The 22,586-nt window shown below is 72.7% G+C and carries 22 protein-coding genes; 6 read left to right on the forward strand and 16 right to left on the reverse strand.

What is annotated here, in order from left to right; all coding sequences use genetic code 11:
- Nucleotides 1-21 precede the first annotated feature (21 nt).
- Entirely contained in the window at nt 22-1,479 is a 1,458-nt protein-coding gene (atpD, locus tag ACW9J6_RS09135) for a F0F1 ATP synthase subunit beta (protein ID WP_457116147.1), read from the forward strand.
- A gap of 202 nt (nt 1,480-1,681) precedes the next feature.
- Nucleotides 1,682-2,083: a F0F1 ATP synthase subunit epsilon gene (locus tag ACW9J6_RS09140; RefSeq protein ID WP_457116148.1), complete on the forward strand. Its 402-nt coding sequence runs from the start codon at nt 1,682-1,684 to the stop codon at nt 2,081-2,083.
- A 56-nt stretch (nt 2,084-2,139) separates the two neighbouring features.
- Here ACW9J6_RS09140 and ACW9J6_RS09145 read toward each other — a convergent pair whose 3' ends face one another.
- From ACW9J6_RS09145 to ACW9J6_RS09170, 6 genes are all read right to left on the reverse strand, one after another.
- Nucleotides 2,140-2,928, reverse strand: coding sequence for an ATP12 family chaperone protein (locus ACW9J6_RS09145; RefSeq protein WP_457116149.1), 789 nt, complete (start codon nt 2,926-2,928; stop codon nt 2,140-2,142).
- Nucleotides 2,929-2,981: 53 nt separating this feature from the next.
- A complete protein-coding gene (locus ACW9J6_RS09150) occupies nt 2,982-3,644 on the reverse strand; it encodes an HAD-IA family hydrolase (RefSeq protein ID WP_457116150.1) in 663 nt (220 codons plus the stop codon).
- Nucleotides 3,645-3,687: 43 nt separating this feature from the next.
- The gene (locus ACW9J6_RS09155; protein ID WP_457116151.1) at nt 3,688-4,065 is read right to left on the reverse strand and encodes a serine/threonine protein kinase; all 378 of its coding nucleotides are present in this window, start codon (nt 4,063-4,065) and stop codon (nt 3,688-3,690) included.
- Nucleotides 4,066-4,295: 230 nt separating this feature from the next.
- Entirely contained in the window at nt 4,296-5,789 is a 1,494-nt protein-coding gene (locus ACW9J6_RS09160; protein WP_457116152.1) for an RluA family pseudouridine synthase, read from the reverse strand.
- Between the two features lie 144 nt (nt 5,790-5,933).
- Nucleotides 5,934-6,755 (reverse strand): ParA family protein, encoded by an 822-nt coding sequence (locus ACW9J6_RS09165; RefSeq protein ID WP_457116153.1) that lies wholly within the window; start codon nt 6,753-6,755, stop codon nt 5,934-5,936.
- Nucleotides 6,756-7,059: 304 nt separating this feature from the next.
- Entirely contained in the window at nt 7,060-8,382 is a 1,323-nt protein-coding gene (locus ACW9J6_RS09170; protein WP_457116154.1) for a replication-associated recombination protein A, read from the reverse strand.
- A 93-nt stretch (nt 8,383-8,475) separates the two neighbouring features.
- On the opposite strand from ACW9J6_RS09170, the gene pip reads away from it, so the two are divergent.
- A complete protein-coding gene (gene pip, locus ACW9J6_RS09175; protein WP_457116155.1) occupies nt 8,476-9,417 on the forward strand; it encodes a prolyl aminopeptidase in 942 nt (313 codons plus the stop codon).
- Between the two features lie 96 nt (nt 9,418-9,513).
- Nucleotides 9,514-10,158 carry an SOS response-associated peptidase gene (locus ACW9J6_RS09180; protein WP_457116156.1) on the forward strand — a complete coding sequence of 215 codons (645 nt, stop codon included), beginning with the start codon at nt 9,514-9,516 and terminating at the stop codon, nt 10,156-10,158.
- A 24-nt stretch (nt 10,159-10,182) separates the two neighbouring features.
- Here ACW9J6_RS09180 and ACW9J6_RS09185 read toward each other — a convergent pair whose 3' ends face one another.
- From ACW9J6_RS09185 to ACW9J6_RS09230, 10 genes are all read right to left on the reverse strand, one after another.
- Nucleotides 10,183-10,686, reverse strand: coding sequence for a YciE/YciF ferroxidase family protein (locus ACW9J6_RS09185; RefSeq protein ID WP_457116295.1), 504 nt, complete (start codon nt 10,684-10,686; stop codon nt 10,183-10,185).
- Nucleotides 10,687-10,868: 182 nt separating this feature from the next.
- Complete coding sequence (locus ACW9J6_RS09190; RefSeq protein WP_457116157.1) at nt 10,869-11,492, reverse strand: cadmium resistance transporter; 624 nt, start codon at nt 11,490-11,492, stop codon at nt 10,869-10,871.
- Between the two features lie 480 nt (nt 11,493-11,972).
- The gene (locus ACW9J6_RS09195; RefSeq protein ID WP_457116158.1) at nt 11,973-13,412 is read right to left on the reverse strand and encodes a DEAD/DEAH box helicase family protein; all 1,440 of its coding nucleotides are present in this window, start codon (nt 13,410-13,412) and stop codon (nt 11,973-11,975) included.
- Nucleotides 13,413-13,601: 189 nt separating this feature from the next.
- Nucleotides 13,602-13,919, reverse strand: coding sequence for a HigA family addiction module antitoxin (locus ACW9J6_RS09200; protein ID WP_457116159.1), 318 nt, complete (start codon nt 13,917-13,919; stop codon nt 13,602-13,604).
- 12 nt (nt 13,920-13,931) lie between these two features.
- On the reverse strand, nt 13,932-14,216 hold the full coding sequence (locus ACW9J6_RS09205; RefSeq protein ID WP_457116160.1) for a type II toxin-antitoxin system RelE/ParE family toxin: 285 nt from the start codon (nt 14,214-14,216) through the stop codon (nt 13,932-13,934).
- A 90-nt stretch (nt 14,217-14,306) separates the two neighbouring features.
- The gene (locus ACW9J6_RS09210) at nt 14,307-15,227 is read right to left on the reverse strand and encodes an ABC transporter ATP-binding protein (protein WP_457116161.1); all 921 of its coding nucleotides are present in this window, start codon (nt 15,225-15,227) and stop codon (nt 14,307-14,309) included.
- Nucleotides 15,224-16,246, reverse strand: coding sequence for an ABC transporter ATP-binding protein (locus tag ACW9J6_RS09215; RefSeq protein WP_457116162.1), 1,023 nt, complete (start codon nt 16,244-16,246; stop codon nt 15,224-15,226). Before ACW9J6_RS09215 ends, ACW9J6_RS09210 begins: the two co-directional genes overlap by 4 nt.
- Nucleotides 16,243-17,157: an ABC transporter permease gene (locus tag ACW9J6_RS09220; RefSeq protein WP_457116163.1), complete on the reverse strand. Its 915-nt coding sequence runs from the start codon at nt 17,155-17,157 to the stop codon at nt 16,243-16,245. Before ACW9J6_RS09220 ends, ACW9J6_RS09215 begins: the two co-directional genes overlap by 4 nt.
- Nucleotides 17,158-17,221: 64 nt before the next feature.
- Nucleotides 17,222-18,166, reverse strand: coding sequence for an ABC transporter permease (locus ACW9J6_RS09225; protein ID WP_457116164.1), 945 nt, complete (start codon nt 18,164-18,166; stop codon nt 17,222-17,224).
- The gene (locus ACW9J6_RS09230) at nt 18,166-19,656 is read right to left on the reverse strand and encodes an ABC transporter substrate-binding protein (protein ID WP_457116165.1); all 1,491 of its coding nucleotides are present in this window, start codon (nt 19,654-19,656) and stop codon (nt 18,166-18,168) included. Before ACW9J6_RS09230 ends, ACW9J6_RS09225 begins: the two co-directional genes overlap by 1 nt.
- A 231-nt stretch (nt 19,657-19,887) precedes the next feature.
- Here ACW9J6_RS09230 and ACW9J6_RS09235 point away from each other — a divergent pair, with 231 nt between their 5' ends.
- Together ACW9J6_RS09235 and ACW9J6_RS09240 are read left to right on the forward strand one after the other, a co-directional pair.
- Nucleotides 19,888-21,507, forward strand: coding sequence for a gamma-glutamyltransferase family protein (locus ACW9J6_RS09235; protein WP_457116166.1), 1,620 nt, complete (start codon nt 19,888-19,890; stop codon nt 21,505-21,507).
- A 103-nt stretch (nt 21,508-21,610) separates the two neighbouring features.
- Nucleotides 21,611-22,465, forward strand: coding sequence for an AraC family transcriptional regulator (locus ACW9J6_RS09240; protein ID WP_457116167.1), 855 nt, complete (start codon nt 21,611-21,613; stop codon nt 22,463-22,465).
- Nucleotides 22,466-22,586: the final 121 nt, after the last annotated feature.

Raw genomic sequence — 22,586 nt, forward strand, 5'->3', positions numbered from 1 at the left:
TCATTCCAGGGAATTCATCAGATGGCGAACACTGCGACCCCCGGCGCCGGCTCGAACAAGGTCGGCCACATCACCCAGGTCATCGGCGCGGTCGTCGACGTGCAGTTCGACGGTCACCTGCCGGAGATCCTCAACGCCCTCGAGACCAAGAACCAGGGCAACCGCCTCGTCCTCGAAGTGGCCATGCAGCTCGGCGAGAACACCGTGCGCTGCATCGCCATGGACACCTCCGAGGGCCTCGTGCGCGGCCAGGAGGTCACGGACACGGGCGCCCCGATCCGGGTGCCGGTCGGCGCCAACACGCTCGGCCGCATCATGAACGTCATCGGCGAGCCGATCGACGAACTCGGCGAGATCAAGGCCGACAGCTTCCGGGCCATCCACCAGCCGGCCCCGACCTACGCCGAGCAGTCGACCGAGGCGCAGATCCTCGTCACCGGCATCAAGGTCGTCGACCTCCTCGCGCCCTACGCCAAGGGCGGCAAGATCGGCCTGTTCGGCGGCGCCGGCGTCGGCAAGACCGTGCTGATCATGGAGCTGATCAACAACATCGCGAAGGCCCACTCGGGCTACTCGGTCTTCGCCGGCGTGGGTGAGCGGACCCGCGAGGGCAACGACCTCTACCACGAGATGATCGAGTCCAAGGTCAACATGGACCCGAAGGAGCACGGCGGCAACGTCGAGGGCTCCAAGTGCGCCCTGGTCTACGGCCAGATGAACGAGCCCCCGGGCGCCCGCGCCCGCGTGGCGCTGACCGGCCTCACCGTCGCCGAGCATTTCCGCGACGAGGGCCAGGACGTGCTGTTCTTCGTCGACAACATCTTCCGCTTCACGCAGGCGGGCTCCGAGGTGTCGGCGCTGCTCGGCCGTATCCCCTCGGCGGTGGGCTACCAGCCGACGCTCGCCACCGACATGGGCGCCCTGCAGGAGCGCATCACCACCACCACCAAGGGCTCGATCACCTCGGTGCAGGCGATCTACGTGCCGGCCGACGACCTGACCGACCCGGCGCCCGCCACCTCCTTCGCCCACCTCGACGCCACGACCGTGCTGTCGCGCTCGATCGCCGAGAAGGGCATCTACCCGGCGGTGGACCCGCTCGATTCGACCTCGCGCATGCTCTCGCCGATCATCCTGGGCGAGGAGCACTACACCATCGCCCGCCGAGTCCAGCAGGTGCTGCAGCGCTACAAGGCGCTCCAGGACATCATCGCAATCCTGGGCATGGACGAGCTGTCCGAGGAGGACAAGCTGACGGTGGCCCGCGCCCGCAAGATCGAGCGCTTCCTCAGCCAGCCCTTCCACGTGGCCGAGGTCTTCACCGGCTCGCCCGGCAAGCTCGTGGCCCTCGAGGACACGATCAAGGGCTTCAAGGGCCTGGTCGAGGGCCAGTACGACCACCTGCCGGAGGCGGCCTTCTACATGGTCGGCACGATCGAGGAGGCGATGGAGAAGGCCCAGCGCCTCGCCGCGGCCTGATCGCCGGGACCCGTGCTTCGTCGGGGATCGGGCTCGCGCCCGGTCCCCGTTCCGCGACTGGTACGATGTCCGGACGGAATCGTCCGGACATCGTATCGCCAGCCCGCGCGGCGCTTGAGCGCGGCCGATTTCCGCATTGCGAAGCAATCGATCGGAAATCGTATGACATCAGCGCGCCCGCAACCGGAACCGACCTGATCCCATGGCCACTTTCCAGTTCGACCTCGTCGGCCCCGAGCGGGTCCTCTACTCGGGCCCGGTCGACGCCGTGCAGCTTCCCGGCTCCGAGGGCGAGATGACCGTGCTGCCGGGCCACGCGCCCGTGCTCACCACCCTCAAGACCGGCGTCCTCGTGATCACCGAGAGCCCCCAGCATGGCAAGCGCGTGCTGGTGCGCGGCGGCTTCGCGGAGATCAACGCGACCGGGCTCACCGTCATCGCCGAGCGGGCGACGCCCGTCGAGGAGCTGACGCCCGCCAGCATCGACGCCGAGATCGCCGCGGTCGAGACGCAGCGCGACGCCACGGGCGACTACGACCGCCGCCGCGACCTCGACATGGCCATCGCGCAGCTGCGCGAGTCGAAGGAAGCCCTCAAGTTCTGATCCGGGCGCCCGCCGCCGTCCTCCGCCACGACCGGCGAAGGGGCGAGCGGGCGCTCTCAGGCCGCCAGCTGCGCCACGCGCGCGGCGGCGAGGAAATCCGCCTTGCGGATGGCGCGGCGCGCCGCCGCCTCTTCGTCGCGACCCCAGACGCTCTCCTGGAACATCTCGTCGACATGCGCCGCCGCCCAGGCCTCCTCGGCCGTGAGGCGCCCGCGCAGGACCGCGAGCGCGAGCAGCACCGAGCCGGTGAGCGTCGTCATCACGTGCAGGCCGGTGAGCGCCAGCGGGCTCTCCACCGTGTCGACGGCGCGGCGCACGGCCTGGAGCGAGGCCTCCGGCTGCGCCACGTGCATCACCCCCTCGCTCAGCACGAAGCGGGCACCGAGATCCGCGCGCGCCCAGGCGAGCACCGGGTCCCAGGCCGCCGCCTGGCTCTCCACCAGCCGCGCCGGATCCCCCGCCCGGTAGACCAGCAGATCGGAGCCGGCGTAGCGGGCGATGTCCTCCGCCACGGCGGCGCGGTTCGGCGCGACCCCGTCGAGGGCCGTGTTGACGAGGCGCGTGAGCGGCATGCGGGCCGGGTCGATGACGGCCTCCTGCGCCTCCCACTCGGCGGCGACCGCCTGCGCCAGCGCCTCCTGCGGCACCGCCACGACGCGCCGGCCGGGCGTGCGGGCCGGGCGCCCGTCGAGGACGAGCCGGTGCCCGTCCTCGGCCGCCGCGACGCCCGCCCGCGCGTAGAAGCGCTTGGGCAGGACGGGCTTGCCCGCGCTCCGGGCGGCCCGGAGGGGATCGGGGTTCGGCTCGGGCTGTCCCAGCCAGTCGCGGAGCGTGTCGTCGGTCATGAGGGGCAGATAGGCGCGCGGGCGCCCGATGGCGAGACGGGCGCGGCGCCGGATCAGCAGGACGGGAGCCGCACCGGGAGCGCCTCGGCCAGAGCCGCGTAGGACGGCACCACGATCTGCGCGCCGGCCGCCGTGAGCGCCTCGACGGTGTGGTAGCCCCAGGACACGCCGATCGGCCGCACCCGGGCGCCCCGCGCCATCACCATGTCGTAGGTGGTGTCGCCGATCATCAGCGTGTCGGCGGGCGAGGCGCCGGTCTCGGCCATGGCCTGTTCGAGCATCGCCGGATGCGGCTTCGAGGGCGCGTCGTCGGCGGTCTGCACGGTGGAGAACCAGTCCTCCCAGCCATAGGCCCGGAGCAGGTGCTCGACCCCGCGGCGCGACTTGCCGGTGGCGATGCCGAGGAGGACGTCGGGGGCGCGGTTGAGCCGCGCCAGGAGGTCGGCGGCGCCGGGGAACAGCGGCTCGCGCAGGGCCGCCTCGGCGCGCAGGCGGTGGAACGCCTCCTTGTAGTGGGTGGCCAGCGCAGTCACCGGCCCGTCCGCGCCGACGAGGGCCGTGAAGGCCTGCGGCAGGGACAGGCCCACCACCGAGAGGGACCGCTCGCGGCTCGGTGCGGGCAGCCCCACCGCCGCGAAGGCGGCACGCTGCGCCGCCACGATCAGGTGCTGGCTGTCCACCAGGGTGCCGTCGACGTCGAAGACGATGAGGATCACGTGCCCCTCGCTTGGCACCGGACTCGGCACCGGACTCCCGCCCTCAGGGCCGCGGACGCCCCTCCGGGGGACGCTCTGCGGGACGGGCGGGGCTCGCGGGCTGGATCCGCTCATAGCCCAGGCGGCAGCGGATCAGGAAGCGCCGCCGCGCGCCGCCGCGCAGGGAGCGCCGCAGGGCCGCGCGGTTGCAGGCCGCGTAGGAGATCCGGCGCCTGACCCGCCCCGCCGCCGGGCGCCCCTCGCTCCGCGGCGCCGCCGCCGGCGCCTGGGTGGTCTCCACATTCGGGGCGGGGGCGGCCGGCCGCGGCTCCGCCGCCGGCGATTCGCGTCCCGGCGCGGGGGCGGTCTGCGCCCGCGGCCCGGCGGAGGGCGGGAGGGCGGCCGCGACGAGGCCGAGGAGGACGAGCGCGGCGAGTCTCATCGGGCAGCTCTCATCGGGCAGCACTCTCGGGGCCGGGTCGCATGACGGGGAACTCTAGGCGAGGGAAAGGATGGGCCGCGCGTCGGCGCCGCGAAGAACAATAAGGCACGGCGTGGCCCTGCCAAGGGGCCCTGCCAAGGGGCCCTGCCGAGACCCGCCGCGCGATTCTCCCCGCAGCCCGCCGGCCCCGCGTCGGACGACGCCGGAGGAGGGGCGGGGGCGCGGCCCGCTCACCCTTCCGGCGCCTCCACGATCGGGTCGTAGCGGTCCGCATCGAAGCCGAGCAGGTTCCAGCTCTGCGCCATGTGGGGCGGCAGCGGGGCGGTGACGTCCACCGGCCGGTTGGTCCGCGGATGCGGGATCACGATCCGGCGGGCGAGCAGATGTAGCCGGTTCTGCAGGCCGCCCGGCAGCTCCCAGTTCTCGATGTCGAAGTATTTCGGATCGCCGACGAGCGGATGGCCGATATGGGCCGCGTGGGCCCGCAATTGGTGGGTGCGCCCCGTCACCGGCTTCAGGGAGAGCCAGGACAGCTTCTGCCCGGCCTGGTCCACGACCGCGTAGTAGGTGAGGGCGTGGCTCGCCCCCTCGTCCCCGTGCTGGGCGACGCGCATGCGGGCGTCGGCCTCGCCCACCTCCTCCTTGGCGAGGTAGGTCGAGATCCGGCCCTGGCGCACCCGGGGCACGCCCGCCGCCAGAGCCCAGTAGATCTTGCGCGCCGCCCGCGACCGGAAGGTCTTGGCGAGCGTCGCGGCGGCGAGGCGCGTCTTGGCGATGACGAGGCAGCCGGCCGTGTCCTTGTCGAGGCGGTGGACGAGGCGCGGCTTCTGGCCGTCCGGCGCGCGCAGGGCCTCCAGCAGCCCGTCCACGTGCCGCGTGGTCCCCGATCCCCCCTGGACCGCGAGCCCGAAGGGCTTGTTGAGGACCATCATGTCCTGGTCCTCGTAGAGCACCAGGGCGCGCAGGAAGGCGAGGTCGCTCTCCGCCCGGGCGGGGCTCGGCGGCGGGGCCGCGTCGAGGCGCAGCGGCGGCACGCGCACGCTGGCGCCCGGCTCGACCCGGTCGGCGGCCTTGGCCCGCTTGCCGTCGACGCGCAGCTCGCCCTTGCGGACGAGGCTCTGGATGCGCGTGAAGGGCAGTTGCGGGAACCGCGCCGACAGGAAGCGGTCGATGCGCATCCCGGCCTCGTCAGGCGTCACCTCCAGGGTCTGGACCCCGGTGGCGAGGGCGGCGGCGGTGGCCTCGCGGGTCTCCCGGCGCGTCGGCGCCGCGCTCTCCTGGCCGGGCGCACGACCCGGCATCCGCGGCTTGGCGGGCCGCGCCTCGCCGGCGCGGGCCTCTTCCGCGCGGGCCTCGCCCGGCCGCGTCCTCGCCGGCGCGGCCTTGCCGGCGGAGAACTTGGAACCGGGAGACTTGGAACCGGGAGACTTGGAACCGGGAGACTTGGAGCCGGGAGACTTGGAGCCGGAGGGCTTGCCGGCGAAGCTCTTGCCCGCCGTGCTCTTGCCCACTGTGCTCTTGCCCGCCGAACGTCCGGCCGGCGCCGCCCGGGCCGGGGCGGACTCGTCCTGGGCCCAGGGCGCGGCCTCGCTGAGGTCGCGCCCGCCAGCGGCGCGCTCGGCGGCATCGCGGGCCGTGTTGCGCGGGCCGGTGCGCGCCCGCGCGGGCGGGCGGCCGGGCGCGGGACGGGCGCGCCCGCCACGAGAGGGAGGTCTTCCGATCATGCCGGGCTCATAGAGCATTTTGCGCCGAAGCGGAAACCGGTTCGTCGGAAAATCCGGCAGAATCAAAACCCTAGAGCAGGCTCCGGGCGTTGGTCCGCGCGAGGCCCGCGCGACCCCGGCCCCTCCGCATCCGACGGCCGCGCGTCACCAGGGCGCGCGCACGAAGCCCTCGACGCGGCCCTGATGGACCGGGCGCCGGTCCCGCGCCTCGATCCCGAAGCGGCGCACGACGTCGGAGGCGAGCGCGCCGAAATCCTCCACCGCCCGGGTGCGGTCGCGGTGGCGCCGCAGGGGCCGGCGTCGGGCGAAGGCCTCGCTCACTGCGATGTCGGTGCGCACGCCGCGGACCATCTGGCCCGGGCCGAAATCCGTCCGCAGCCGCCCGAGCACGTCCCGCTCGACGTTGGAGCGCAGGTCGATCCGCATCGGCGCGATGGCGAAGCCCAGGGCGGCGGCGCCGAAATCCAGCATCAGACGGTGGTAGGCGCGGGCGAATTGCCGGACCCCATCGAGGCCGAGCGGCTCGAGGGTGGTGGGGATGACGACGCCGTCGCTCGCCATCAGGGCGCAGACCGTGAGGGCCGCCGAGGCGGGCGGCACGTCGATCAGCATCAGGTCGTAGTCGGGATGCAGGGGATCGATCGCGTCGGCGAGGCAGCGGATGCCCTGGCCGGCGAGCTGGCCGTCGAAGCTGCGGTCGGCGGGCACGAGGTCGACCTCGTCCTCCTGGCTGCGCAGCACCGCCTCGCGCAGGTCCACCCGCCGTCCGAGCAGCGGCGCGTGGACCGTGGCGCGGCCGAGCCGCGCGCCGAGCCCGAAACCGAGACCCGAGTGCCCCTGAGGATCCAGGTCGATGACCAGGACGCGGAGACCTTCCGCGGCCAAGTGGGCGGCCAGATTCACCGCCGTGGTCGATTTGCCGGTTCCACCTTTGCAGTTGGCGACCGAGAGAACACGTGCCCTCATGACGGAGCGGCCTTTCGAACGGCGCCGCAGGCCGTCTGTTGTCTGAAGTGAACCATCGTGTCCGCCATGGTGAACCTGGCTTCCCCTGACGTCAATTTGGTAGAGCAGGATGGTTCATGAAACCTTCACAGAAGCCAGCCCTTGCGTCATTTCGGTCACGCACGACAGGATCGACGGCGAGATCGACGCGGGCGAAGGCGGCGCCCCTCGGGCAGGTTCCTGCCTCGCCCCGCATGACGCAGGGTCCGTGCCATGACGGGACCGTCATCGTCGTGCCGCGGGGCGGAGTTCCCGGACGGCCGCGTCACGCTCCATCATCGTCCTGCGCCCGCCGCTGCCGCTCGGCCTCCCACCAGTCGAGGCGCTCGGCGAGCTTGCGCTCGAAGCCGCGCTCCGTGGGGGCGTAGAACCGCTGGCGGCCCAGCCGCTCGGGCCAGTAATCCTGCCCCGAGAAGGCGTCGGGCTCGTCGTGGTCGTAGCGGTAGCCCTCGCCGTAGCCGAGGCGGCGCATCAGCTTGGTGGGCGCGTTGAGGATGGTGCGCGGGGGCGGCAGGGAGCCGTGCTCCTTGGCGGCCCGCGTGGCGGCCTTGTAGGCGGCGTAGACGGCGTTCGATTTCGGCGCGGCCGCGAGGTAGACGGTCGCCTGGGCGAGCGCCAATTCGCCCTCGGGCGAGCCGAGGAAATCGAAGGCCTCCTTGGCGGCGTTCGCCACCGCGAGCGCCTGCGGGTCGGCGAGGCCGATATCCTCCACGGCGGCCCGCACCAGGCGACGGGCGATGAACAGGCGGTCCTCGCCCGCGTCGAGCATGCGGCAGAGATAGTAGAGCGCTGCGTCCGGATCCGAGCCGCGGATCGTCTTGTGCAGGGCGCTGATCAGGTTGTAGTGGCCCTCCTGCGCCTTGTCGTAGACGGGCGCGCGGCGCTGGATCAGCTCCTGCAGCGCCTCCGGGGACAGAACCTCGTCCGCCGCGGTGGAGCGCCAGACCTCCTCCGCCAGGGTGAGCGCGGCCCGCCCGTCGCCGTCCGCCATCCGCACCAGCACCGCCCGCGCCTCGGGATCGAGGGGCAGGGGCCTGGCCTCCACCTCCTCCGCGCGGGCGAGGAGCTTGGCGACCGCTGCCTCGTCGAGGGCGCGGAAGACCAGCACCCGGGCGCGCGACAGGAGCGCGGCGTTGAGTTCGAAGGAGGGATTCTCGGTGGTGGCGCCGACGAGCGTCACCGTTCCGTCCTCCGTGACCGGCAGGAAGGCGTCGAGCTGGGCGCGGTTGAAGCGGTGGATCTCGTCGACGAAGAGCAGGGTGCCGGTCCCGGCGGCCCGCCGGGCGCGGGCGGCCTCGAACACCTTGCGCAGCTCCGCCACGCCCGAGAAGATCGCCGAGATCTGCTCGAAATGCAGGGCGGTCTCGCGCGCGAGCAGCCGCGCCACCGTGGTCTTGCCGGTGCCCGGCGGTCCCCACAGGATGAGCGAGCCGAGGCTGCCGGCGCGCAGCAGGCGGGTGAGGGCGCCGCCCGGCCCGGTCAGGTGCTCCTGGCCCACCACCTCGGCGAGCGTGGTGGGGCGCAGGCGGTCGGCGAGGGGCCGGGGGGCGCCGGAGGCGAGCCCGGCGGCGGCGAAGAGGTCGGACATGCCCGCATCTGGCCCCGCCGGTGCCGCCCCGGCAAGGCCGGCGCCGGAGCGTCCGTGCGGGACCTGTGGGCAGACCGGAGGAGGGGACGCGACATGACCGAGGACCCGCCCGCCCCCTTCGCGCGGGGGCTCCTGCCCGTCGCGGACGGCGCGCGGATCTACTGGGAGACCAGCGGCGCTCCGGACGGACATCCGGCGCTCTGGCTGCACGGCGGCCCCGGGAGCGGGCTCGGACGGGGAGGCTATCGCGGGCTCTTCGACCTGCGCCGGGACCTCGTCGTGGGCATCGACCAGCGCGGCTGCGGCCGCAGCCGGCCGCTCGCGACCGACGCCGGCGCTCTCGCGCGCAACACCACGGCGGCGCTGATCGCGGATATCGAGGCGGTGCGCGCGCATCTGGGGATCGCGCGCTGGCGGGTGGCCGGCGGGTCCTGGGGCACGACCCTCGCGCTCGCCTACGCGCAGGCCCATCCCGACCGGGTGAGCGCGCTCGCGCTCGCCGCCGTGACGACGACGAGCCGCGAGGAGGTCGATTGGATCACCGAGGGCGTCGGCCGCTTCATCCCGGAGGCCTTCGCGGCCTTCGAGGCCGCGGCCGAGCGCCGTCCGGGCGAGAGGCTGGTGGAGGCCTATGCGCGCCGCCTCGCGGCCGGCGACGCGCAGGAGCGCCTGCGCGCCGCCCGCGCCTGGACCGCCTGGGAGGCGGCGCATATCCGCATCGACCGGCCGGAGGCGCCCGTCCCGCCGTTCGATCCCGAGCGCGACACCGTCTTCGCCACCCTGGTGACCCATTACTGGGCGCGCGACGGGTTCCTGACCGGGGAGGACGCGATCCTGCGGCGGCTGCCCGCGATCGTCCACATCCCGGCGGTGCTGATCCACGGGCGCCGCGACTGGAGCGGCCCCGTCGTCACGCCCTGGCGCCTCCATCGCCTCTGGCCGGCGAGCCGCCTGGAGGTGGTGGAGACCGAGGGCCACGGCGGGCCGGAGATGAACGCCCGAATGCGCCGGGCCCTCGCCGCCCTGCCCGCGTGAGGGATAGGCTGCCGGGAGCGGGCAGGGGGCTTCCCAGGGGAGTCTCCCCGGGCGAGAGTGCGGCCGCGACGGCCTTCCGGCCCGGCGAGGTCCCCCGTGTGCAATCTCTACAGCCTCACCCGCACGCAGGATGAGATCCGGCGGCTCTTCCGGGTGGAGGCGGACGAGACCGGCAACCTCCCGGCGCTGCCCGCGATCTTCCCCGACCAGCTCGCCCCCGTCATCCGCGCCGCGGCCGGGACCCGCACGCTGACGACGATGCGCTGGGGCTTCCCGCCGCCGCCGAAGGCCGGCACTCAGCCGGTGACGAATGTCCGCAACGTGGCCTCGCCCTATTGGCGGCCCTGGCTGAAGCCGGGATTCCGCTGCCTCGTGCCGCTCACCGCCTTCAGCGAATATGCCGACACCAAACCGCGCAAGACGCCGGTCTGGTTCGCGCTCGCGCCGGAGCGGCCGCTCCTCGCCTTCGCGGGGATCTGGCGGCCCTGGACCGGCCAGCGCGGGCCGCGGCGCGAGGACCCGGTCGAGGAGGAGCACCGGCTCTACGCCTTCCTCACCACCGAGGCGAACGGGGTCGTGGCGCCCGTCCACCCGAAGGCGATGCCGGTGCTGCTGACGAGCGAGGCGGAGTGGCGCCTCTGGCTCGAAGCGCCGGCCGAGGAGGCCCTGCGGCTCCAGCGCCCGCTCCCCGACGCGCGGCTGACCGAGGTGGCGCGGGGCGAGCGCCGGGACGGCCCGTGAGACCGCCCGGCCGCCGCGCCGGCCTCAGGCCGCCTTCTGATTGACCTTGCTCTCCGCCATGGCGGTCAGCTTCTGGTCGGTGGCCTTCTCCTCGTCGAGGGTCTGGTGCAGCAGGGCCGCGATGTCGGTCCGGCCGAGGCGCTTCGCCCAGGCGATCAGGGAGCCGTAGCGGGTGATCTCGTAGTGCTCGACCGCCTGGGCCGCCGCGACCAGGGCCGCGTCCAGCACGTCCTTGTCGGCGATCTCGCCCGCCGTCTCGTTCGTCTCCTTGATGATGCCGTCGATCGCCGGGCAATCGACCGCCTTCGGCGACTGCCCGTGCATCTGGAAGACCTGCTCCAGGCGCTTGATCTGGCCCTCGGTCTCGCGCAGGTGCGTCTCGAAGCCCTGCTTCAACTGCGAATCGGTCGCCTTCGCGATCATCTTCGGCAATGCCTTGGTGATCTGGTTCTCGGCGTAGTAGATGTCCTGGAGCGTGTGGACGAACAGGTCGTCCAGCGTCTTGATGTCTTTCGAGAACAGGCCCATGACGTCCTCCATGGAGCGAGCGGGGTGCCGGCCGGCGGCCTCGGTCACGCGGTCTCGACGAGCCAATAAACGGGATCCCCGCGCAGTTCCGAGGCCGGATCGAACGGTGCGCTCGATCGCCATCCGGACGCGGCGACGCTGCCGCGCGGCCGAGCGGGGGCCGCGCGGGACGGCCTGGTGCGTCAGCCGCGGAGCGCGCCGGCCCCGGCGAGGATGTGGAGGCCGAGCCCGACGAGCACGAAGGGCAGCAGGACGCGCCCGTAGCGCCGCACGCGGGTTCCCAGGACCCGGTTGCTCACCAGCCCGTAGCCGAGGGCGCACCAGAGCGCCGTCATGACGGCGAACACCGCGGCGTAGACCGGAACCGAGGCCGGCGAGCCGGCGAAGAGCGGGATGTAGACCCCGAGATTGTCGCCGCCGCTCGCCACGGTCGCGCCGGTCACCGCGAGCAGCTGCGCGTGCGGCCGGGCCGGCCCGCGCCCGCCGGGATCGCGCCCGGCATCCTCCGACCCGGCCCCCGGTCGCCGCAGCCGCGCGAGGCCGCGCAGGCCGAGCCCCAGGGGCAGGAGGCCGAGGAGCGCCGTCCATCCCGCCGGCACCGCGAGGGCGGCGAGCGCCGCCGCCGCGCTCGCGGCCACCAGGATGCCGATGCCCAGGAACTGGCCGGCGACGACGTGGCGGGCCCGCAGGCCCGGATCGGCGAAGAGCGCCGACAGCAGGAGGATGTCGTCGAGGTTGGTCGACGCGAAGGCCGCGACCGCGACCGCGATCAGGGACAGCGGGATCATCGCGCGAGCGTAGAGCACGATTCCGGTCGGGTCGGAACCGGCCCGGGGGACCGGGCGCCGGGCGAGCGACGACGGTGAGCGGGCGTTTCGTGAGAGACTCTTGGTGCGGACGCGCGCCCGTTCGCCGAGCTCCGCCAGCGGGCAGGCGGGGGAGTGTGCCATTCCACCTTTGCCCAGCTGGGACATTCCAACTTTGCGCCTACAGCCGTGATTCGCATAAGGAAGATTATGGAATGTCGAGCGTCGCCGGGGAGTGCGGGCAGGTCCGCGGCCCCGTCCTCGGCGCGGCGGGACGCGGTTCGGTGAGCACGGACGCGAGCGCTCGCAGAAGCCGCGAGCGCGACCATCAGGACGTCAATCCAGGTCCGGCGCTTCGGCAGGCCAGCGAGGGAGTCCGGAGCGCTCACGCTCGTCGACCTGCCGGTCTCCGCTCGCCCATCCCGCCCGTCGGTGGCGCGTTCGACGGGCCTGCACTCGTCCCGAGCAGGCGCGCCCGCGTCACCGTTCGCCCTGCGCGGCCGCCTCCGCCAGCACCGCCGCGAGCGCGTCCGCCATGGCGGTGTCGTCGCCCGCCATCCCGTCCATCGCCGCCATGCGTCCGACCGCGGTGGCGGCGATCCGTTCCTCCACGGTGCCCTCGGCGTAGGCGTAGTAGATCACCGCGTGCTGGCCGTCGCGGTGGCAGCGGCCCTCGATCTGCTGCAGCTGGATCGCGCTGTGGCGCATGTCGTGCACCACCAGGGCGCGCGGGCGCTCGCCGCCCTGCTCCTCGTTCCGGTGCAGGGAGATCGACTCGGTGACCGTGAACACCACAGCGTCGAGGAGACCGCGCTGGAAGTCGAGGCGGGTCGCCTCGTTCTCGGCGGCGCCGCGCTCGCCGTTGATCTCGCCCACGCGCCAGCGCTGGCCGCGCAGGGTCTCGGCGAGGAGCGCCGAGGTTTCGAGGAAGGCCACCGAGAGCGCGACTTGGTCGCCGGCATCGAGGAGGTCGCCCGCGAAGCTCGCGGTGCCCGCCACGCGCAGCAGGCTCGCCTTCTGCCGGAAGCGCAGATCCGCCGCCCAGCCCGTCGGCCGGCGCGTCGACCCGCCGAGAAGCCCGAATTCGCGCCGGAACTCCCGCCACGAGGCCTCGTAGAGGCGCCGCTCCTCCGGTCCGAGCGCGGTCGGGGCGAGTTCGCGCTGCACCTCGGGCCAGCCCGCGATGTCGGAGGGGCGCCGCCGCATCCCGATGGCGTTCGGCCCCCGGTAGAGGAGGTCCGACATCACGGCGCGGTCGCGCGCGTTCGGAACCCAGCTCCAGTTCGTCCAGCGCCCCTTCGCGCGCCCGATCCCGAGATCGCGCATCAGGGTGCGGAAATCCGCCAGGGAGGATACGCCTGTCCCCGCCGCCGGCCCGATGAGCCGCGCGAGGTAGAACAACTCGTGCGGGGCCTGGCCCGCCGTCGCGCTCATGTAGACGGCGAACTGCGCCGCCTCGGCGAGCTGGCGGCAGGCCATGCTCTGCTGGGCGTAGGGGTTGCGCAGGCGGTGGGCCTCGTCGAACACCACGAGCGGCCAGGTGCGCTTGGGGCGCCCCTCGCGGGCGAGGAGGTTGTTGCGGGCGCGGGTCGAGCGCCGGGTGACCCCCTGCGGAGCCTCGAACAGGGACTTGGTGCGCTCGTAGTTGATCAGGGTGACGGACTTGGCCACGGACTTGGCCGAAAGGCCGCTCCCCGCGATCGTCCGGCGCCATTGCGGCATCCCGCCCTTCGGGCAGACGATCAGGACGTCGCGCTCCGGCATGGAGGCCAGCGCGGACCAGACGGACAGCGTCTTGCCGAGGCCGGTCATGTCGCCGAGGAGGAAGCCCGGGCGGCCGGCGGCGCGGTGCGCCAGGATGGCGTCGCGGGCCTCGCGCTGATGCGGGCGGGGCACGAGGTCGGGTAGGTGATCGGTCACGGCGGACTTCGGCGTGGAGGAGTGAGGGATGGAGCCCGGGCGGACGCTGTGGCGGGGCGCCGGACGCGGCACCGACCGGCCGCAGGCCGGCGGACCGACGGTTTCCGTCCGAAGACCCGTACGACGGTCATCACCGGTGCCCGGATCCCGCGCCTTGGGCGATCCGGGACAGGTGCGGCGGGCGACTCCTCATCGCAGGCCCGGCTGCCGCGATGGCGGCTTGCCTTCAGGCCTGACGGGGAGCGCCTCGATCTCAGCCCCGGCCGCCTGCTCGGCAACACGAAGCTCAAAGGATGATTGCAGATTGAGCCAGAATTCCGCACTCGTTTTGAACCAATGGCCCAGGCGCAAGGCGGTGTCGCCGGTGATGGCGCGCTTGCCTTGGATGATTTGCGTGACGCGATTGGGCGGCACGTTGATCTGACGAGCCAGTTCGGTCGGAGATACGCCGAGCTCTTGCAGTTCGTCGGCCAGTATTTCTCCCGGATGGATCGCTGGTCTGCTCATAATTTCGCCGCCTCAATGATAATCGACAATCTCGACATGTGAGGGCCCGATCGCATGTTCGGGCCACTCGAAGCAAATCCGCCATTGCTGGTTGATACGAATACTGTATTGCCCGGCGCGGTCGCCGCTCAGGGCTTCGAGACGGTTGCTCGGCAGGCCGCGCAGGTCATCAAGGCGGGTGGGTGCCGCCAGGATGTCGAGCCGCTTATGCGCCTGCCGCTCAAACCCAGAGAAGGCCGGAACCCTCTCGCCCGCCGCAAACCGTGCCGTCCGCTTGTCCCGATACCCCGTGATCATCCATGAGCCTTGTGGCCATTGACGACGTACGTCAAGCGTCAATGGCTCGCCGCGGGGAAGGTCCCGAACCGGTCCTGACGACGCCGGACCTCACGCCTCAGCGGCCACCCAGTGCCCCGGAGCGACCTCGACGAGGTCGCCCGGCTCCCCCTCGCCGAGGGTGTCGGGCCCGGCGGCCGCGAGACGGGCCCGCTCCGCGGCCGGGTCGGGCACCGGGACGGCCGCGAGCAGGCGCCGCGTGTAGGGGTGCCGCGGGTCCTCGTAGAGCTGGTCGCTCGCGGCGAGTTCCACGATGCGCCCCCGCCAGAGCACGGCGACCCGGTGGCAGAGGTAGCGCACCATGCGCAGGTCGTGGGAGATGAATAGGAACGAGAGGCCGAGGTCCTCCTGCAGCTCCTGCAGCAGGTTCACCACCTGGGCCTGGATCGAGACGTCGAGGGCCGCGATGGGCTCGTCGGCGACGATGAAGCTCGGCGTCAGGGCGATCGCCCGGGCGATGCAGATGCGCTGGCGCTGGCCGCCCGAGAACTGGTGGGGGAAGCGGCTCATGAAGGCCGGGTCGAGGCCCACGCGCGCGAAGAGCCGGGCCACCGCGTCGCGGCGCTCGGGCCCGCCCATCGCCGGCCGGTGCAGCCGGAAGACCTCGGCCACCGAGGCGCCGACGCTCATCCGCGGGTTGAGCGCCGCGTAGGGGTCCTGGAACACCGTCTGGATGCGGCTGCGCACGCGGCGCAGGGCCCGCGGGGAGAGCGTGGCGAGGTCGGTGCCCTCGAAGGCGATTCGGCCCGCGGTCGGCGGGGCGAGCATGGTCACGGCCCGCCCGATCGTGGACTTGCCGGAACCGGATTCGCCGACGAGCCCGAGCGTTTCCCCGGGCGCGATGTCGAAGCTGACGGCGTGCACCGCCCGGACCACCCGCCCGCGGCCGCCCCACCACGCCCGCAGCGGGTAGTCCTTCGAGAGGCCGCGCACCGACAGGACGGGAACGACGGGTCCGGCCGGGGCGGTCATCGCGCGGCCTCCTCGGCGAGCCGCGCCGGCAGGTCGTACCAGGCGGCGACGAGGTGGCCGGGCGCCGCGCCTTCGGCCTGGACCAGCGGCGGCCGCTCGGCGCGGCAGCGGGGCGTGGCGTAGGGGTTGCGCGGGGCGAACGGGTCGCCCGGCGGCGGGCGGCGCATGTCGGGTGGCGCGCCGTCGATCGGCCGCAGCCGGCGGCGCCCGGCGCGCCCATCGCCGAGATCGGGCAGGGAGCGCAGCAGCCCCAGCGTGTAGGCGCTGCGCGGGTCGCGGAAAATGGCGTCCACCGGCCCCCGCTCCAGGATGCGCCCGGCATACATGACCTGGACGGTGTCGCTGAGGCCCGCCACGACGCCGAGGTCGTGGGTGATCCAGATGATCGCCATGCCGAGGTCGCGCTTCAGCTCCCGGACGAGGGCGATGATCTCGGCCTGCACGGTGACGTCGAGCGCCGTGGTCGCCTCGTCGGCGATGAGGAGCTTCGGGCGGCAGGCGAGCGCGATCGCGATCATCACGCGCTGGCGCTGGCCGCCGGAGAATTCGTGCGGGTAGAGGTCGAGGCGGGCGGTGGCGTTCGGGATGCGCACGAGGTCGAGGAGGTCCCGCGCCCGCGCCCGCGCGGCCCGCCGGTCGAGGCCGAGATGGATGCGCAGGGGCTCGGCGATCTGCGCCCCCACCGTCATGGCCGGGTTGAGCGAGCTCATCGGGTCCTGGAAGACGAACCCGATCTCCCCTCCCCGCACCGCGCGCAGGTCGCGCTCGGGCAGCGTCAGGAGATCGCGACCGCGAAACAGCACCTGCCCGCCCGTGATCCGGCCGGGCGGGCGCGGGATCAGGCCCAGCATGGCGAGCACGTGCACGCTCTTGCCCGACCCGGACTCGCCGACGATGCCGAGGGTCTCGCCCTCGCTCAGCGCGTAGGAGACGCCGTTGACCGCGTGGATCGCGCCGCCCTCGGTGTCGAAGGCCACGGCGAGGTCGCGCACCTCCAGAAGGGGGCCGCGCGCCGTCACGTGCGCTGCCTCGGATCGAGGGCGTCCCGCAGGCCGTCGCCCAGCAGGTTGAAGGCGAGCACCGCGAGGAAGATCGAGGCGCCCGGCCAGATCGCCATCCAGGGCGCCTGGTCCATGAAGTTCTTGGCGATGGTGAGCATGGCGCCCCAGGACGGCGCCGGCGGCTGCTGGCCGAGGCCCAGGTAGGAGAGGCTGGCCTCGGCAATGATCGCCGCCGCGAGGGTGAGCGTCGCCTGGACCAGGATCGCCGGCACGATGTTGGGGAGGATGTGCACGAGGGCGACCCGCCAAGGCGGGTTGCCCACCGAGCGGGCCGCCTCCACGAACTCCTCGGCCGCCACCGCCCGCACCTGCGCCCGGGTGAGGCGCACGAAGGTGGAGGTGGCCGACAGCCCGATCGCCAGCATGGCGTTGGTGAGGCTCGGGCCCAGGAACGCCGCCAGCGCGATCGCCAGGATCAGGAACGGGATCGCGAGGAGCGCGTCGGTGAGGCGCATGACCGCCGCGTCGACCCAGCCGCCGGCATAGCCCGCGACCAGGCCGACCGGCAGGCCCAGCGTTACGGCGAGCCCCACCGAGACGAGGCCGGCCCCGAGCGAGGCCCGCGCGCCGTAGATGATGCGCGAGAGCACGTCGCGCCCGACCTCGTCGCCGCCGAACGGGTGGGCGAGGCTCGGGGCGGCGCGCACCGCGCCCCAGTCGGTGGCGGTGGGGTCGTAGGGCGCGACGACATCGGCGAGCGCCGCGGCGGCGACGAGCCCCGCCACGATGGCGAGCCCGACGAGGGCGCTCGGCCGCGCGCGCAGGCGGCCCCAGACAGCGGCGAGCGCACCGGCTTCGCTGGCGAGGCCGGGATCACCGGCGGATGCAGCGGTGCCGGACGCATCCGTGAGGGGAGCACCGGGGCTCATCGGCGGCTCTCCCCGCGCGAGCGCATGAAGACCCGCGCCTCATCCGGCACCACGCCCCCTCCCCTCATGCCCGCCGCAGCTTCGGGTTGACCGCGGCCGAGAGCAGATCGGCGGCGAGGTTGAGGGCGATGTAGGTGGCGGCGGTGCAGATCACGACGCCCTGCACGGTGGCGAAGTCCCGGTTGAACACGGCATCCACCATCAGCTTGCCGAAGCCCGGCACGGAGAAGACCTGCTCGGTGAGCACCGCGCCCGAGAGCAGCTGCCCGAATTCGAGCGCCCCGAGGGTGATGATCGGGATCGCCGCGTTCGGCAGGGCGTGCCGCAGCACGAGCCTCAAGGGCGAGACGCCCTTGGCCCGGGCGGTGCGCACGTAGTCGAGCCCGAGCACGCCGAGCATCGCCGCGCGGGTATGGCGCATCATCACCGCGGCGATGGCGTTGCCGAGCACGAAGGCCGGCATCACCATCGCGGCGAGGTTGCCGGTCAGGCTCTCGCCGGGCGGCACGTAGCCGGAGGCCGGCAGCCAGCCCAGCTGCACGGAGAACAGCAGGATCAGGAGGATCCCGAGCCAGAAATTCGGGATCGACAGCCCCCAGAGGGCGATGCCGTTGGCCGCCGCATCCGTCCAGGTGCCGCGCCGGACCGCCGACAGGACACCCATCGGCACGCCGATCGCCAGCGCCACCAGCATGGCGAGGCAGGCGAGTTCGAGCGTCACCGGCAGCTTCTCGGCGACGAGTTCGGTGACCGGCTTCTGCAGGCGCACCGAGACGCCGAGGTCCCCCCGCAGCACGCCGGCCGCCCAATAGGCGTAGCGCACCGGGAGAGGCTGATCGAGGTGGTACTTGTCCCGGATGAAGGCGATCACCTGCGGGTCCCGCTCCTCGCCGGTGAGCGCGGTCGCGATGTCGCCCGGCAACAATTGCTGCAGGGCGAAGATGATCATCGAGGCGAGGATCAGGGTCGGGACGGCGAGCGCGAGGCGGTGGGCCAGGAAGCGCAGCATCAGTTGAGCGTCAGCCCGGTGAAGCGCACGAGCCCGTCCGGATAGGGGACGAAGCCGCCGATCCGCGCGCTGTAGGCCCAGAGCAGCTTGCGGTGCATCAGGTAGACGGTCGGACGGTCGGTGAGCACCTTGTCGGCGAGCGCCTTCCAGGCCGCCCGGCGCTTCTGCGGATCGACCGAGCCGCGCTCGGCCTGGAGCGCCGCGTCGGCCTCGGGGCTGCAGTAGCGCGGGTAGTTGAGCGGCGCCTTGCAGGCCAGGAAGCTGTAAGTGTTGCCGTCTGGATCGGGCCGGCCGCTCCAGTTGTACAGATAGGCCTCGAAGTTGCCCTTGTCGGCCAAGTCGAGGGAAGTGGTGAAGTCGGTCGCCTGCAGTTTCACGTCGAAGCCCGCCTCCTTGGTCATCGCCTGGATGACCTGCCCCACCTGCGGGGCCTCGCTGTTGGCGTAGACCATCATGGTGATCTGGGGCCTGGGCTGACCCGCTTCCGCGAGCAGCGCCTTGGCCTTGGCCACGTCGCGCTTCGGGACCGGGTACTCCTTCACGTAGTCCGGATGCTTCGGCGAGACCCACTGGTTGCCGGGCAGGAACTCGCCGTTGAACACGACCTGGCTGATGGCGGCGCGGTCGAGCGACAATTCGAAGGCGGCGCGCACCCGCGGGTCGGCGACGGGTGAGCCGGCCTTCTGCACGTTGAACAGGACCGACTGGAAGCCGAGTTCGGTGGTCGAGGCGAGCTTGAGCTTGGGGTCGCGCGCCACCTGCGGCGCGTCGGTCGGGGCGAGGCGCTCGAGAAGGTCGAGCTGGCCGGCCCGCAGGTTCGTCAGCCGCACCGTGGTGTCGGGGATCGGCCGGAACTCGATGCGCTGGACGTGGATCTGGTCCTTGTTCCAGTAGTCGGGGAAGCGCTCGACCACGATGCGATCCTGCGGGACCCGCTCGACGAACCGGAACGGGCCGGCGCAGACGGGCGCCGTGGCGAATTTGTCGCCCAGCCTCTCGGCCGCCTTGGGCGAGACCAGCATGCCGGCCCGGTCGGTGAACTGCGCCATCAGCGGCGCGAAGGGCTGCTTCAGGTTGATCCGGAAGGTGAGGTCGTCCACGACCTCCACGGACTCGATCGGCGCGATCTCGCCGCGGCGCTGCGAGCCCGGCATCCGCAGGTGGCGCTCGATCGCGTATTTGGCCGCCGCCGCGTTCACCGGCTCGCCGTCGTGGAAGCGGACCCCCGGCCGGAGCGTCATGGTCAGGGTCTTCTCGTCCGCCGAGAGCTCCCAGCGGGTCGCGAGCTGGGGCACCGGCTTCAGGTCCGGGCCGATATCGACGAGCTTGTCGCAGAGCGCGGCGAAGACCATGCGGCCCGCGAAGGTGCGCGCCAGGGTGGGGTCGAGGGCGTCCGGGTCCTCCATCAGGCCGTAGCGCAGGGTCTGCGCCCCGGCCGGCGCGGTGAGCGCGAGCCCGGCGGCGAGGCACGCGGATGCGAGACGCACCATCCAGATGTCCTGTTCGTTGATCGCAGCAGAGGGTGTCGGGAAGGTCCGGCGCCCGGGCCGGAACGTCAAGGCCGACGAGCGGCGTCCCTGTGGGACATTGTGTGCCAAGCACCAACCGTGCCAAGCCGTTGCTGCGTGGCCCAACTTGTGCGGCCGCCAGGATGGGCGCAACAGGGCCTGCGGACCGCGGACCCTCCCCGAGCGGCCGACCGGCAACCCAGAGGCTGTTCGATGAAGCCCTTCGCCTGGACCCACGGCTATCCCTCCCTGCGCATGCCGGTCTTCGGCCGCAACGTGGTGGCGACCTCGCACGCGCTCGCCGCCCAGGCCGGGCTCAAGATGATCTGGCGGGGCGGCAACGCGGTCGACGCCGCCATCGCGACCGCCGCCGCCAAGACCATCACCGAGCCGTGCAGCAACGGCCTCGGCTCGGACGCCTTCTGCATCCTGTGGGACGGCGAGCGGCTCCACGGGCTGAACGCGTCGGGCGGCGCGCCCGCCGCCTGGACCCCGGATTATTTCCGCCGCAAGTACGGGGAGGCCGCGCGCCCGCCGATGCGCGGCTGGGATTCGGTGACGGTGCCGGGCGCCGTCGCGGCCTGGGTGGCGCTGAGCGAGCGCTTCGGGCGCCTGCCCTTCGCCGACCTGATGGAGCCGGCGATCGAGATCGCCGAGCGCGGCTACCTCGCGCCGATCGTGGTGCAGCAGAAATGGGCCGCCGCCGCCCGACTCCCGGACCTCGCCGGCCAGCCGGGCTTCGCCGAGACGTTCCTGCCCCGCGGCCGCGCCCCGGAGGTGGGCGAGCGGGTGCGGCTGCCGGGCATCGCCCGGACCCTGCGCGCCGTCGCCGAGACCAAGGGCCGCGCCTTCTACGAGGGCGAGATCGCCGAGGCGACCGCCCGCCACGCGGCCGCGCATGGCGGAGCCATGAATGTGGCGGATCTCGCGGCCTTCCGCCCCGAATGGGTCGAGCCGACGGGGCAGGATTATCGCGGCTACAGGCTCCACGAGATCCCGCCGAACGGCCAGGGCATCGCCGCGCAGATCGCGCTCGGCCTTCTCCAGGAATTCGACCTCGCGGCGCTGCCGCCCGACGGGGCCGAGGGCCAGCACCTGCAGATCGAGGCGATGAAGCTCGCCTTCGCCGACACCTACCGGTACGTCGCCGATCCGCGGGGGATGACGGTCACGCCGGAGGAGATGCTCGATCCGGCCTATCTGCGGTCGCGCGCCCGCCTGATCGACCGCACGAAGGCCCAGGATTTCGGCCCCGGCAACCCGGCGAGCGGCGGCACGATCTACCTCACCGCGGCCGATTCCTCCGGCATGATGGTGAGCTTCATCCAGTCGAACTTCATGGGCTTCGGCTCGGGCGTCGTGGTGCCCGAATGGGGCCTGTCCCTGCAGAACCGCGGCTACGGCTTCCACCTCGATCCGGAGAGCCCCAACGTGGTGGCGCCGGGCAAGCGGCCCTTCCACACCATCATCCCGGGCTTCCTCACCCGGGACGGCGCGCCGGTGATGAGCTTCGGCGTGATGGGCGGCAACATGCAGCCGCAGGGCCACGTGCAGACCCTGGTGCGCATGCTCGACCACCATCAGAACCCGCAGGCCGCCTGCGACGCGCCGCGCTGGCGCGTGAACGAGGGCCTCAGCCTGAACGTCGAATCGACCATGCCGCCCGAGACGGTGCGGGCGCTCGCGGAGCGCGGCCACCGCATCGAGGTGATCAACGACAGCTACCAGGATTTCGGCGCCGGCCAGTTCATCTGGCGGATGGGCGATCCGGACGAGGACGGCTACGTGGCGGCGAGCGACCCGCGGCGCGACGGCCAGGCCGTGGTCGGCTGAGCACCGGGGCGCACCGCCCGAAGGCTCAGTTCGAGGAAGGAACCGTCATCGCAAGGTGAGGCAGCGTCTGGTTGCGTCCGTTGCCGCCTGATAGATTGGCCCAATGTCCGACGCCCTTGAGATCGCCTACGGAGACTTCGGCCGCGTCGCACTGCTCGACATGGACCGGGGGCTGGTGCGGCACGCGCATCCGCATTGCCACGTGCTCCTGAAGGTCGAGGGCGACGATACGCAGTTCCTCGTCGGCAACCGCGTGGTGCGCCTGACGGACGAGCAGGCGGTGCTGGTCAATGCCTGGGAGACGCACGCCTACGTGCACGATCCGCGCCGCGAGCCGGCGATGATCCTTGCTCTCTACATCGAGCCGGCGTGGCTCGGGGCGTTCCGGCACAATTGGTCGGCGAGCGGCGCGCCGGGCTTCTTCCACGAGCCGGCCGGGCTGGTGACGGCGGCGATCCGGGGGCTCGTGCGCGATCTCGCGAGCGAGATGGTCTACGCGCCCTTCTCCCCGCGCATTCGCGACGAGTTGCTTCCCGGGCTCATGGTCGCGCTCATCGAGCGCTTCACCAAGTGGCGCGAGGTGCCGGGGTCCCTGCGCGAGGCGGGGCGGCGCCCGCGGGGCGACTGGCGCGTCCAGCGCGCGATCGCCCGGATGCGCGGGGCGGCCGGGCTGCCCCTGAGCGCCGAGGTGCTGGCGCGCGAGGCGGGCCTGTCGCGCGCCCATTTCTACCGCCTGTTCGAGCAGACGACCGGCGCCTCGCCGCACGTCTTCCTCAACGCGATCCGTGTCGAGCGCGCCGTGGAGGCGATCGTCGGCGGCGAGGAGAGCCTCGCGGATCTCGGCACGACGCTCGGCTTTTCGGCCCCGGCTCATTTCTCACGCTTCTTCCGCGACCACGTCAGCGTGCCGCCGAGCGTGTTCCGCACGATCGTGCGCCGGGCCGCTCCCACCGCCTGACTCTGCGGCTGGATTTTGAGACGTTTCGGTAAGTCGCGAGACCGGGACGTCTCACGCTCCCGCGCCCCGCGACGCACTCTGCCCGAGACGAGGCCTCTCAAGAGCCTCCGGTGAGGAATCG

The organism is Methylobacterium sp. JK268 (genome assembly GCF_054052225.1).